The sequence below is a fragment of the Kosmotoga pacifica genome (assembly GCF_001027025.1).
Classification (GTDB): domain Bacteria; phylum Thermotogota; class Thermotogae; order Petrotogales; family Kosmotogaceae; genus Kosmotoga_B; species Kosmotoga_B pacifica.
Map to the genome: position 1 here is coordinate 1,335,448 of NZ_CP011232.1, position 13,480 is coordinate 1,348,927.

The 13,480-nt window shown below is 44.6% G+C and carries 12 protein-coding genes and 1 rRNA gene; 6 read left to right on the forward strand and 7 right to left on the reverse strand.

The window, feature by feature from the left end; genetic code table 11:
• Nucleotides 1–55 precede the first annotated feature (55 nt).
• The 7 genes from IX53_RS06205 to IX53_RS06235 form a co-directional block, all read right to left on the reverse strand.
• Nucleotides 56–1,593: ribosomal RNA gene (locus IX53_RS06205) — 16S ribosomal RNA — on the reverse strand.
• A 416-nt stretch (nt 1,594–2,009) separates the two neighbouring features.
• A complete protein-coding gene (locus tag IX53_RS06210) occupies nt 2,010–3,191 on the reverse strand; it encodes an MFS transporter (RefSeq protein ID WP_047754612.1) in 1,182 nt (393 codons plus the stop codon).
• A gap of 83 nt (nt 3,192–3,274) precedes the next feature.
• Complete coding sequence (locus IX53_RS06215) at nt 3,275–4,102, reverse strand: MurR/RpiR family transcriptional regulator (RefSeq protein WP_047754613.1); 828 nt, start codon at nt 4,100–4,102, stop codon at nt 3,275–3,277.
• A gap of 3 nt (nt 4,103–4,105) precedes the next feature.
• On the reverse strand, nt 4,106–5,311 hold the full coding sequence (locus tag IX53_RS06220) for a glycosyltransferase family protein (RefSeq protein WP_047754614.1): 1,206 nt from the start codon (nt 5,309–5,311) through the stop codon (nt 4,106–4,108).
• Nucleotides 5,312–5,368: 57 nt separating this feature from the next.
• On the reverse strand, nt 5,369–6,340 hold the full coding sequence (locus IX53_RS06225; protein ID WP_047754615.1) for a carbohydrate ABC transporter permease: 972 nt from the start codon (nt 6,338–6,340) through the stop codon (nt 5,369–5,371).
• Nucleotides 6,334–7,218: a carbohydrate ABC transporter permease gene (locus IX53_RS06230; protein WP_047754616.1), complete on the reverse strand. Its 885-nt coding sequence runs from the start codon at nt 7,216–7,218 to the stop codon at nt 6,334–6,336. The genes IX53_RS06225 and IX53_RS06230 overlap by 7 nt, the downstream gene beginning before the upstream one ends.
• 57 nt (nt 7,219–7,275) lie before the next feature.
• A complete protein-coding gene (locus IX53_RS06235) occupies nt 7,276–8,565 on the reverse strand; it encodes an ABC transporter substrate-binding protein (protein WP_047754617.1) in 1,290 nt (429 codons plus the stop codon).
• Nucleotides 8,566–8,871: 306 nt separating this feature from the next.
• On the opposite strand from IX53_RS06235, the gene IX53_RS06240 reads away from it, so the two are divergent.
• From IX53_RS06240 to IX53_RS06265, 6 genes are all read left to right on the forward strand, one after another.
• Entirely contained in the window at nt 8,872–9,249 is a 378-nt protein-coding gene (locus IX53_RS06240; RefSeq protein ID WP_047754618.1) for a DUF2089 domain-containing protein, read from the forward strand.
• An 11-nt stretch (nt 9,250–9,260) separates the two neighbouring features.
• Nucleotides 9,261–9,623, forward strand: a complete 363-nt coding sequence (locus IX53_RS06245) for an acetate and sugar kinases/Hsc70/actin family protein (protein WP_047754619.1) — start codon at nt 9,261–9,263, stop codon at nt 9,621–9,623.
• Between the two features lie 14 nt (nt 9,624–9,637).
• The gene (locus IX53_RS06250) at nt 9,638–10,588 is read left to right on the forward strand and encodes a DUF4097 family beta strand repeat-containing protein (RefSeq protein WP_047754620.1); all 951 of its coding nucleotides are present in this window, start codon (nt 9,638–9,640) and stop codon (nt 10,586–10,588) included.
• A complete protein-coding gene (locus IX53_RS06255; protein WP_047754621.1) occupies nt 10,585–11,541 on the forward strand; it encodes a hypothetical protein in 957 nt (318 codons plus the stop codon). The genes IX53_RS06250 and IX53_RS06255 overlap by 4 nt, the downstream gene beginning before the upstream one ends.
• A gap of 117 nt (nt 11,542–11,658) precedes the next feature.
• Nucleotides 11,659–12,183, forward strand: coding sequence for a cysteine hydrolase family protein (locus IX53_RS06260; RefSeq protein WP_047754622.1), 525 nt, complete (start codon nt 11,659–11,661; stop codon nt 12,181–12,183).
• Nucleotides 12,180–13,478, forward strand: a complete 1,299-nt coding sequence (locus IX53_RS06265; RefSeq protein ID WP_047754623.1) for a nicotinate phosphoribosyltransferase — start codon at nt 12,180–12,182, stop codon at nt 13,476–13,478. Before IX53_RS06260 ends, IX53_RS06265 begins: the two co-directional genes overlap by 4 nt.
• Nucleotides 13,479–13,480 lie beyond the last annotated feature (2 nt).

Sequence of the window (13,480 nt, forward strand, 5' to 3'; positions counted from 1 at the left end):
CTTTTCAATGACCTGAGAGTCACTCAGATGGATAGCGGTCCGTCGTACTCCTTAGAAAGGAGGTGATCCAGCCCCACCTTCCGGTAGGGCTACCTTGTTACGACTTAGCCCCCCTCGCCAGTCCCACCTTAAACAGGGTCCCTCCTTTCGGTTAGGATCCCCGTCTTCAGGTGTTACCAACTCGGGTGGCTTGACGGGCGGTGTGTACAAGGCCCGGGAACGTATTCACCGCGGCATGGCTGATCCGCGATTACTAGCGATTCCGGCTTCATGCAGGCGGGTTGCAGCCTGCAATCCGAACTGAGAGACGGTTTTGGGATCAGCTTGGCCTCGCGACCTAGCATCCCGCTGTCCGTCCCATTGTAGCGCGTGTGTCGCCCAGGACATAAGGGGCACGACACCTGACGTCATCCCCCCCTTCCTCCGCCTCGTCGGCGGCGGTCCTCTTAGAGTGCCCGGCCTAACCGCTGGCAACTAAGAGCAGGGGTTGCGCTCGTTGCGGGACTTAACCCAACACCTCACGGCACGAGCTGACGACGGCCGTGCACCACCTGTGCTGGCTCCCCTCAAAGAGGGGTCGTTCCCCTTTCGGTTCACTACCACCAGCATGTCAAGCCCTGGTAAGGTCCTTCGCTTAGCTTCGAATTAAACCACACGCTCCACCGCTTGTGCGGGCCCCCGTCAATTCCTTTGAGTTTCACCCTTGCGGGCGTACTCCCCAGGCGGCTCACTTATCGCGTTAGCTTCAGCACGGAGTGCTCTACGCACCCCACACCTAGTGAGCATCGTTTAGGGCTAGGACTACCGGGGTATCTAATCCCGTTCGCTCCCCTAGCTTTCGAGCCTCAGCGTCAGGTCCGGCCCAGGAGACCGTCTTCACCACCGGCGTTCCAGCTGATATCTAAGGATTTTACCCCTACACCAGCTGTTCCGTCTCCCTCTACCGTCCTCAAGCCTGCCAGTTTCGACCGCAGGACCGGAGTTGAGCTCCGGTTTTTCACAGCCGACTTAACAGGCCGCCTACGCTCCCTTTACGCCCAGTGATTCCGGGCAACGCTCGCCCCCTACGTATTACCGCGGCTGCTGGCACGTAGTTAGCCGGGGCTTTCTAGTGAGGTACCGTCTCCCTCCACAGCTTTCCACTCTGTGGAGTATTCGTCCCTCACCACAGCGGTTTACGACCCGAAGGCCTTCTTCCCGCACGCGGCGTCGCTGGTTCAGGCTTTCGCCCATTGACCAAAATTCCGCACTGCTGCCTCCCGTAGGAGTAGGACCCGTGTCTCAGTGTCCTTGTGGCCGGCCACGCTCTCACGCCGGCTATCCGTCGTCGCCTTGGTGAGCCCTTACCTCACCAACTAGCTGATGGACCGCGGGCCGCTCCCGTGACGGCGCATTTGCGCCTTTCCCCTCTCGGGCTTATGCGGTATTAGCTACCCTTTCGGGTAGTTATCCCCCATCACAGGATACGTTCCCACGTGTTACTCACCCGTTCGCCACTCCTAACACCCCCCGAAGGGGGCTTCGGCGTTCGACTTGCATGTGTCAAGCACGCCGCCAGCGTTCGCCCTGAGCCAGGATCAAACCCTCCATCCATGGCTCTTCACTTCTTTGTTAATTGACTGGGACCGCTATCCATTTTTCAATGACCCTCTGCCTTCTTCCCTACTGCCCGCGCCCTCTTTCGCGCCGGCAGTTCCTATATTACCATCACTCTCATACCCTGTCAAGTTACGAATTCCTTTCCCGTTCCTTGGTAATCTGTGAATTCATTTGAAGTATGTCAAGCAAACGAACGATTACACAATTTAATGTGCAAAACAAACGCCTAAAAGCCTCTTATGTACTGAATTTTATCGTTTTCAATCCGGGTTACGTAACAAGAGAAATACTATTGGATGATTTGGGAAAATGGGATAAGAAGAAAATATTGCTTATAAATCTGAATAATCAAAACAATCTAAAATTAGTATCGATGATAGGAGATACTAATGTCTATCTTTTTCCGAAGTTCAGCGAAAAAGCTCCTTTGTCTGCGACTCCTTTTCGAGGAAGCGGTATATAACAAAAGCCAGGAACGCATTTATAGTATAGAAGAGCGTGCTGATGAGAAACAGTTTTGTGTAACCGTGAATAGAAGCACCAACTATTTCTCCAAAAAACATTGCCGCTATTGCTCTGAGTGAGTTATTGAGAAGGCCGTTGAAGCCTGATATTGTGGAGAGTCTCTCACGAGATAATCTTGAAAAAACAATTGAGTTAAGAATAGGGACCGTGATGTTCATGAATACGAACCTCAGTGTATAGAGACCAGTGAACAAGTATGGCTCTCTAACGAAAGCAAGGGAGAGAATCAGCGGTACCACCAGCAGTTGCATGTAGAATGTGAACCTCAAAGGACCAAACCTCTTACCCAAGGAATGAGAGAAGATCGAACCGATCGCTGTTCCTAGCTGAGCTATCGATAACGCTATGCCGATCATCGTTGCGGAGAGACCAAAGAGATCCCTGAATATGAGATTTCCAAAATGTATAAACAAACCTGCTCCAAAGCCCACGGCAGCGTTCGTTCCAAAATAAAGTAAGAGCAGCTTCTTTTGCGCTTTTTCCAGCCCTTTGAAATTAAATATATCTTTAATAGAACTCCTGGAGTCACGAAAGTCGGCCAAAAATATAGGAATCAGAGAGAAAAGATACACGACCATGGAGATGATAAGAGCCTCTTTCAAACCCAGTATGTCTCCCAGTAATCCTCCCAGGAAATTCCCAAAGACACCGGTACCCATAACGGTACCGAAATTTATTCCAAAGATCTCTGCCCTATTTTTAGGTGTTGTTGTCACAGTCAGAGCCGCGGTTATCACAGTGAATCCAACGGAGAAGAACCCACCTCTGATGAATGAAAGCCACCAAAGCACGTTCTCGGGTAAAGGGGAAGTCAAGAGGATACCGGTTATTGGGACGAGAATGACCGCAGATATGAGCACTTTTCTTTTGCCAACTCTGTCAGCGAGCACACCTATAACCAATCCCAATAAGGCAGAGCCCCAGAGAGAAGCAGAAGTGATTGAGCCAATAAAAGCGTTTGAAAAGCCCTGTTCCCGGAGGAAGAGGTTGAAAACCACCTGGAACATCGAACCACCAACACCGGTTATTCCTGTATATATTATCAACAGATAAGCTGCGTTCAACATTGAACCACCTTTGAAAAGTTAGATATGCTAACTATATTTTAGCATTAAAAAACCGGGGATTCTTCCCCGATTTCTGAATATTGCTAAAAGCGCTTTGGTCTTAATATTTGCTCAAGGCGATTGAAATGCTTTTTCATGGAAGAGCCAAGTTCCGAGACAACGCATTTGTACAGGATGTCGAGTACAAGAAGCTCACTGATTCTGCTTAGAGTAAATTCACTCCTGGAAGGTTCACCCGCAGCTGTATAAAGTACAACATCCGCAGTTTCGACGATAGGTGAATTTATGCCCGATGTGATGACAATAGTAGATGCGCCGGCTTCTTTCGCGACTTGAAGAGACTTTATGGTATCTCTTATGGTACCTGTGTGGGAAATTCCTACGACCAGATCTTCTTCTCCAAGTCCGGAGGCTACCATTACCTGAGTATGGGGGTCGATGTAGCATTCAGTCGCAAATCCCAGCAGGGCAAAGTTCAAACTGGCGCTTTGAGCCACCGCTGCTGAACGACCGACACCGAAAAAGAGAACTCTCCTTGCACTTGAAATCATTTTGATGGCCATTTTCAACTCGTTAAGGTCTAGTACCTGGAGTGTTTGTTCAGCCATCTTGACGTTATCATAAAGAATGCCCTTAACAAATCCCGCGAAGTCCTCTGAAGCTTCTTTGTAGAAACTTTCCTGAGGAACACTCAATTCCCTTGCAAGGGCTATCTTAAAGCTCTGGTAACCACTGAAATCGAGTTTTTTCACTAACCTATACACCGTAGCCTCACTAGAACCCGAAAAGTGTGCTAACTCGGTAATGGTGTAATGGATAACATCGTCTGGTCGCGAGATTATGTAGTTGGCTACTTTTTTTTCGGAGGTACCTAAGGAATCATAGAGTCCTTTCAATTTTGGAATTATCAATATTCACCACTTCCTGACGAACTCGCCCTTTCTTTTGAGGAATAAATTCATCATCTCTTTTATTTTTTCCTCGGCTTCGACTGTGGAAAGGTCGAGGGTTTTCTCGACAAAGTCAGCTACCCTGCCAAAATAGGCCGGGATGAGTAACTTAATTATGGATTCTCGAAGCTCACGTTTCCTGTAAAGACTTGCCAGTTCGTATATGAGGCTCACCCAATCTTCCTCATTCAGTTTTCCGGTGTTTGATATGTCCTTATATGTCTTTAACACTGATGAAGGCATTATTTTTTCTGCCAAAGCGAGATTTTCTTCAATACCTGACTTTGTTTTGGTGATCAGGTTGTTCAAATCGACTTCTAATGGTTCGGGGGTAACGTCCGGGATATCCCCGTAAATTTCCGTTTCTTCGATCTTTGAAACTTTCGTCCAGTTTTCATTGTATTGCTCGACCAACGAAAACAGTGTTCCCACAACCTGACTGAACATAGGGCCAAGATGCTTACCAGGGTCTTTAACATCGTGAATTTTCGCACCGAGAGCCGCTTGCATCGGTTTGAATTTTGATTCATTTATGGCGGTCGTTGTCATCCAGATATCGATACCAAATTTTGCCACATCAGTTTTCCAGATTTCGTTGGGTTTGTTCATATATATATCGATCATTTCCAGGCCGACACCAAAATCACCACCGATGGGCTGGCGTATCTCCAGTCCGTATAAAGCTGATGTCAACGGATAACATATATTATTAGTTATTGTACCATCGTATTTGTGTCTGATGTAATAGGGAGTGATATATGACGTTTTGCCTTCAATGATAGGCATCCCAAGCCTTTCCAGCCACCATGGTTGCACACTCCTCAGATCTGAGTCTAGAAATATAGTGACCGATGCGCGCAATTCAGCAGCGATTTCCATCACGGATCTCATAGCGCTTCCTTTACCAGGCAGGCCTATATACTGAAAGGCTAGCTTGCCGATATTTCCTGTGTCTGCTTTCAAGAATGCGTCTATTGTACCATCGGTAGAACCACCGTCTGAATTAACGATCAGACCTTTTCCTCCGAAATATTCTTCGATGCCACGTGCGGCGACTTCGGCAACATAGGCTATGGTTTCTGCGTTGTTATAACTGGGAATTCCCACGACAATTTTTGTTCCTTTGAATTCACTCAATCTCGGCTGGATCTCTTCTGGTACAGCATACATATCGCTCATCCTCCTTGTGCTATATATCAGATTTATCTAACATTTTATTCCTGTGTGTTATTCCTTCACGCCCCCAACGGTCAAACCTCCCGTCAGATATCTCTCCATCATTGTGAACATTATTACCACAGGCAGGGCTGTCACCACAGAGGCAGCCATCATCTTTCCCCATATAGCGTGCGTAGAATAGAACAATTCATTCAAACCAATTGGGAGAGTATAGAACTCTGGATAGGATCTAACGAAAATTGATGCGAAGAGAAATTCATTCCAGCCTATCATGAAGGCGTATATGTAAACCGTAACGATTGCGGGTAACGATAGTGGGACGACAACCTTGAAGATAGCCTGTAATCGACTGCATCCATCAATAATGGCCGCTTCTTCGATGGAATAAGGTATGGTTCTGAAGTAATTTCCAAGCATATATAGGGAAACGGGTAGCGTTTGGACAATATATATAATGATAAGAGCCAGGTATGAACGTGTTCCCGAGCCAAAAAGACCGAGTTTTACAAAGATCTGGTATAAGGGTACAGCGAGTATCGTACCGCCGAATAGGTATACGACAAGTACACCACGTTGAATCACACCTCTTCCCTTGTATTCGAGTCTGCTGAAGGAGTAAGCGCCAAATATAGCAATGATAAGACTGATCAATGCTGAAACACCGGCCAGAAAGAGACTGTTCTTAAAAAATCTGATGAACGGGAATGTTTCTTTTTTTCTCTGAATGCCGATCTCTGCAAGAAATGCCTCCTGCTGTTCTGGTGGCAGGTCTTTAATCAATTCCATCATTTGTTGTTCTTCCTGAGACATCTCTTCTCTTATGGATTTAACAATCCCGAGAAGTTCACCAAACTGTCTCAAAGTGGGCCTTTTGGGTATTATTCCGGGTTCGAAGGCGTCTGTGTCATACCTTAAAGAAATAGACAGCATCCATACAAAGGGATAGGCTACGAATATCACCAGAAGTATTACGAGTATATAGAAGCCAGTTTTCTTGGCTATATTTTTCTTGTTCACCATTTCAACACCTTCTTTACGTAGAAGCCTATGAGAACAACCATTATTACAAAGAGAATCGTGGCAATAGCAGCAGCTGTTCCCTGAGCAGGTATCCCGGTAAATGCTCTTTCGTATATATAGATAGGAAGAGTACCAGCAAATTTAGACATGAGATACACTTCGTCAAACTTGTAAAAGTTCCATATCCCTCTAAGAAGGGCAACCGAGCCTATGACAAAATAAAGTTCAGGCAAAGTGATGTTTTTGAACTTCTGCCAGACATTTGCGCCATCGATTTCGGCGGCTTCATAAAGCGTTTTGGATATTGACTGGAGTCTTGAAAGAATCATGAGGTAAACGAAAGGGAAGTTCCTCCAAATATTAAACATGGTAACAACCACAAAGGCGTTGTTCGGATTGTTTATCAGATCAACACCAGGGTCTATGATACCTATGGTAGCTAGAAGCCTTATTAGCGGGCCATCCATTGGAAGAAAAATATAACGCCAAGCGAAAACAATGGCAATCAGAGGTGTAATATACGGCAGTAAAAGAAGTGCTCTGACAAAGGACCTACCGATGAAATTCCTGTTCATCATCAACGCGACAACGAGTCCCGCGAGTATACTTCCCACAACGGTGAAGATGGTGAAAAGTACTGTTTTGAGGAACGAATTCCAGAAGTCAGGATCGGTCAAAACATTTACATAATTCTGGAGTCCGATGAATTGATTGGGTTTATCAGGACTGATGGAAACATCAAAAAAACTCAAATATACATTGTATATTACCGGATATATTACCAACGCAGCAATGATAATGATCGTAGGAAGAATCAGCTTCCATCCGAAAGCACTTTCTTTTTTCTTGAGTGTACCAACCTGGACCGATTGCGTCATCAAGCACCTCCAAAAATCCGGCGGCATAACGCCGCCGGAATTTCATAAAAGAATCAATTATTTACCGAGAATCTTCTCTGCTTCTTTCTGTGCCCATTCTGCCGTTTCTTCAGGTGTCCAATCATTGGCGAACATGTAATTGATTGCCTTGCCGATAATAAAGGCGCCAGATATCTTACTCATGTCTGTAAGAACATGTCCTTCAAAGAAATCGAACCTTTCGATGTTTTCAAGAGCAGAAATTATTTCCTGGATCTTTTCGCTTCCGTATCTCTCGAGAACGGGGTTTTCGAGGAACTTCGGATCAGCGGCAACTGACTTCCTTGTGGGGTTCATTCCACCAGGAGCCATGTGCAACCAGTAGATATAATTGCTGCCAGTCATGAGGAACTTGACGAATTGCTTTGCTTCAATCCTGTTCTTCGTTCCTGCAAGGATTCCAAGTGCGACTACCTGACCGTACGAACTTGGCTTTGTGTTGATCATGTAATTTGCAAAGCCTGTGTTTTCAACGAGCTGTGGATTGAATTTGTTGATCCTTCCTCTCTGTACTTCCTCAACGGCAATGTCGTCCATGATGTAGGTTGAGTAGAAAATCATCGGAGCTTCACCAGAGAGATACCCCTTGAGAGCATCAAGAACCGTAGTAAAGCCTGGCTTGGAATATTTCCCAAGTTCTTTGTAGAACCTGAAGGCTTCGATCATTTCAGGGGTGTTGAACATGATGTTGCCGTTCAGATCGAGAGGTCTTGCGCCGTTAGCGAGAGCAACTTCTGTGAAGACCTGTTCGGCGTAAGCATCAGCCTTCTTTGGGAGAATTATACCGTATACACCGTTATCTGGATCGTGGAGTTCCTTCGCTGCTTTGAGAATGTTGTCCCAAGTGATTGGAGCATCGAGTCCTTTGGCTTCGAACATGTCTTTTCTGTACCATATACCTTGTACCCATGCGTGGAAAGGCACAGCATAAAATCCACCTTTTCCATTGGAAAGGAGCCTGGAAGCACCAGTGTAGACATCGCCAAATTCATCGATGATATCGGTGGCAAGCTTTTCAGCAAGGAGGCCTTCGCTTCCAAGAAGGAGTATCGGTTCAATGCCGGCTTCCACGACATCCGGTAGTGTTCCAGAGGCTTTTGCGATGGGTATCTGCCTGAGAAGATCATTTTCCTCCACGGGTACAACTTCTACTTCCACGCCATATTTAATCTTGAAGAGCGTGGCAAGGGTCCTGATCCTCTGAAGCCTGTTGCTTTCAACTTCAGTCGTCCAGAAAGTGATTTTTGCTGTGAAAGCAACACTAGCAACCAGAATTACCAAAAGAATCATTACAAGGACTTTCTTCATAATTTCCCTCCCCTTTCATGGCCTTGTGGCCGAAGTTAAGAAGAATATTTTCATCATATTATAAATTATGAAGATTTTTTTCACCACCTATTTTAAGACTGGTTATCCAAGGTTATCACGCAAGAGTACGGATTATTTGTAAAAATCGTTTTGTTTCTCCCTCTCCTCTTTAAAATCTGAGAGATTGATTTTTTAAACTCAAAATGGATAATTTTTATTACAAACTGAAAAATGTTAAACCAAAACTTGACATTTATGAATTGTGGAGAGTATAATGAGATGATAAAACCTCAGGGAGGTGTTTAAATGAAAGAGAAGAAGATCACTAACTGTCCCGTTTGTGGTGAAAAGCTCGTTATCACCGAATACCATTGTGACAATTGCGGGACAACGATCAGAGGAAGATTTGAACTCGATGAAATCATGAGGCTTTCTCCCGATCAGCTGTTTTTTTTGAAGATCTTCATCAAGAACCGTGGGAATCTTTCGGAGGTTCAAAAAGAGTTGAACATTTCCTATCCAACGGCAAAAAATAGGCTTGAAGACATAGTTCGGTCCATGGGATATGAAGTTGTAGAAGATGAAAGGGAAGAAACGGTGAAGATCCTTGAAAAGCTGGAAGCAGGTGAGCTTAATCCTGGAGAAGCCCTCGAAATGCTCAAAAAGATTAAAAGGAAAAAGTGAGGTGAAAAAATATGAATAGAGAAGAAGTAATGAAAATCCTCAGGCTCATATATGAAAAAAAGGTAACCCCCGAAGATGGATACAATCTGATCAAAGAGCTTGTGGAAGAAGCCGAACCAGAATACAGAATAAAGGGGAAAAAATTAAGCATCCTTGTGATCGATAAAAGAACCGGTGAGAAAAAGGCAAACATTGTAATTCCAGCGAACCTCGCTTCATTTGCTGCTAAATTTGTTAAAGGGAAGCACATATATACAAACGGAATGCCTTTAGATGTCGAACTTGAAGAATTAATTAGAGAGGTTATAAAAACCACCGAACCCATAGAGATCGATACAGAGGACGTCAAGGTTATCATAAGAATGGTCAACTGAAGGGGGGGTGAAGAATGCTTAGAGAATTTACTTATGATCTTTCTAGGATAAAGAGTTTAAAAATCACCGCAGCTTCAGCAGACATAAACGTGAAATCGACAGTTGAAAAGACACTGAAAGTAATCGTTGAGACAGATGATTCTGACTACGAGCCCCGAATAGAAATACACGGCTCGTCATTTGAACTCAAACTTTCAAAGAAAAAATTGTTAGGGGGATTTTTGAACCTGTTTGAAGATGAAAGGATCGAAAGCGCGAAGATATCAGTTCCTGACAATGTTGTGTCCTTGAACCTGGCCGATGCTTCAGGGGATCTGCAGATTTTCGATTTTGACCTTGAAAATCTGAAGATATCTTCCGCTTCGGGAGATATCAGAATAAAAAACACCGCTTCTGCGCAGATAGATGTGAACGCGGTAAGTGGTGACATAGTGCTCGAGGCAACGAATTTCAACAATGGTGCATTTAAGACCGTCTCCGGTGATATAAAAGTTGGGATACTGCCACCTGATAAGAGAAGCATCAGAATATCAACGGTCAGTGGCGATGCTGTGTTCATATACACCAAGATTCCATCACTGGAGTTATATTTTTCCAGCGTTAGTGGCGAGGTAACTACTGATTTCCCTGTCAATAAGGATGGAAAGCATTATTACACTGACCGGAGCGGAAGCACCGAAAAGATACATATTTCCAGTGTCTCAGGTGACCTGACGTTGAAGCTCTCCAACTCCGCAATAGACCTGAAAGTACCGGTAAAGAGGGAAGAAGAAATTGTTATAGATGAGAAAGAGCTGGATGAGGAGACGGAGAAGACATTAAGACTCTTTGAAGAGGGAAAGTTAACTGAAGAATATACAAGACAGATTCTCGAGGTGATAGGATACACGAAGGAAGAGATTGATCGCCTGCTGTCTCAAGAAAAGAAAACCAATGACGAAAATAAAGGTGGTGAACAGGCGTGAAAATCGGAGCAATAATCGCTATATTCATAGGGGTAATAATCATCCTGTCAGGTGTTAGCACTATTTCTATTTCTTTCTGGTTTGTTGTGCAGTTAATATTCGCGGCACTGTTTTTGAACAGCGGTGTGAAAGTGTTTAGGTACCCGAGTGGTGAGCACTTTGGTAGTTTGATATTCTCCGGCATACTGATAATCGATGCCTTTGGTCTCTGGGGAGTAGACTGGAACTTCGGAGAACTTTTCCTCGCCATGATTGGTTCCTACCTGGTTGGTTGGGGACTTATGTCTATCTTTGGGAGCACCAGATTTATGAAGAAGAGTCCAAAAAGTTCGAGACAGAGCCTGTCAATATCCAGACCCGTTGAAGCAGAAGAATACGAAGTGGACATCGATACCAACCTCACCAAAGTCCTGCTTGTGGATACCCAGAGGGATAAAGGAATTGACGCCACATTGAATTTCGATAAAAAGAGCTTTTCTGGAACCCTCCATTACAATAAGGAAGGAAACATTGCCAAGATAAAAGCGAAGTGCAAAGCGAAAGCAGGTGTATCCAGTGTATTAACGAAGTCCAGGATGAACATAGAATTAAGCAGTGTACCTATTGTAAAATTCAGTGCTGCCTTGGACGGCGTGGATGCTGTCCTGGATTTCTCTAATATTAAGCTGGATACTGCAACCATAAAATCGAATATTTCACGTCTTTCAATTGTGCCATCGAAGTTAAGGGACTCGAGGATTGATATAGATTGTGAAATAACCTCCCTTAATCTCAGAGTCCCTAAAGATGTTGGACTAACCATTGTTCATCAGGGAGAGCTCAACTGGAACAACTTCGATGAACTGATTTACAGGGAAGATGGGTATATTTCCAGAAATATCGAAACAGCAAAAAGCGTTTGTCAGGTATTCATAAAATCCGAAATGTCCAAGCTCTCCATCGACTGGATATAAGATATGTTTGTAAAATAAAGAAAAATAATAGAGGAGCTTCGCGCTCCTCTTTTATTGGTGTTATCCTTCCATTGAAGGTATCGCCTTTCTGCGTTAGAATTTCATAGGGGTGGTGAAATGAAAGCTCTCTTAATCGTTGATCTCCAGAATGATTTTGTCAGACCTGACGGGGTGCTTTATTCAAAAGGAATCGAAAGGGTAATAACTCCTATTGTTTCCCTTGTGGAAAAGTTTAAGAAAGAAAAAGCGCCTATCATTACTACGATGGACTGGCATACAGCACATGATCCAGAATTTAACAGATGGCCACCACATTGTGTTGAAAACACTGAAGGAGCATCCCTTGTCAAAGAACTGGGCGAGGCTTTGAAGCGGTACGAAGGGCATTATACAATCAGAAAAAGAAAATATAGCGCTTTTTTTGGTACTGAATTCGATGAACTTTTGAAAAGGCTGGATATCGAAGAGTTTCATGTAGTCGGTATTGCTACGAATATCTGTGTTCTCTTCACCGTAGAAGAACTCAGCAACAGGGAATACAGAATTGTCATACATGAAAAAGGTACAGCTTCTTACGATGAAGATTTACACAGGTTCGCGATAAGACAGATGAAAGAAGTATTGGGAGCTGAAATCACATGAAAAAAAGACTGGACCCGAGGGTCTTCAAAGTCCCCATCGACAAGATAAGAGCGGGATACTATTCTGACAAATATTTCACCCGCTATGTCACAGTTTTAAAGCGTGCAAACAAAGCAACGCGAGTGTTATATCAATATTTTCCCAGAAAAGATGCGGTTGTTGTCGGGATTGATGAAGCCCTCGCTATTCTAAGATTCGGGACCGGATATTACCGTGATGATAATCGTGCAGAAGAATTGTTCAACGAAATTCTGAGCGTTGAAAAAGCGATCCAGTTCGCTGCATGGGAAATGGATAAAGATTCCCTTGTTAGATTATCAGAGAAAAAGTGGGCCCTTAAGTTGGAACTCAATACCTTATGGGTGGATAAATGGGAGGAAATAGAGGTCCGAGCTCTGTACGATGGCGATGAAGCGAAGGATATGGAACCCGTGATGACCATTGAAGGAGACCCACGTTACTTCGGTTATCTTGAAACAGTTCTGCTGGGTGTCCTGGCGAGGGCTTCATCGACAGCAACAGCTGTGAAAAAGGTTGTAGAGTCATCTAGAGGAAAGCCTATACTATTCTTCAGTGCGAGGTTTGATCATTTCTGGACGCAGGCAACGGATGGTTATGCTGCGCTGAAAGCCGGTGCGTTTGGTGTTTCGACTGATGCGAATGCCGATTACTGGGGCGTTGAGAGTTTGGGTACCATTCCTCATGCCCTCATAGCCGCTTACAATGGTAGTACTGAGGAGGCAGCTATCGCCTTTGATGAACACATAAAACCTTCAGTGAACAGGATCGTTCTCGTTGACTGGGACAACGATGTTATCAACACCACATACCGGGTGATTGGAAAGTTTTATGAGAAAGTGACAGGTGAGAAGTTCATTCTTGGAAAGAGTGATCCATCCATTGTTATCGGATCTGGAAAAGGAAAAGTTTGGGGTGTGAGATTCGATACCTCGGGTAGCTTGCGTGATCGCTCCGTTGTTCCCAAGGATGCCTCTTCCCTAGGTGTTTGCCCGGAACTCGTGTGGACGGCCAGAAAGGAATTTGACAAGTACGGCATGAAGGATCTGAGGATAGTCGTCAGTGGTGGATTCGACGCCGAAAAAATCGAACTCTTTGAGAAGCTTGAGGTGCCAGTAGATGTCTATGGTGTTGGTTCAAAGTTGTTGAAGGAAAAAGTGGATTTCACCGCGGACGTTGTGGAGGTCAATGGAAAAGCCTGCGCTAAATATGGAAGGGAAAAAGGAGATCTTTCTCGACTGAGTATAGTGGAAAAGAATTATTGGGAGAACGAATAAAG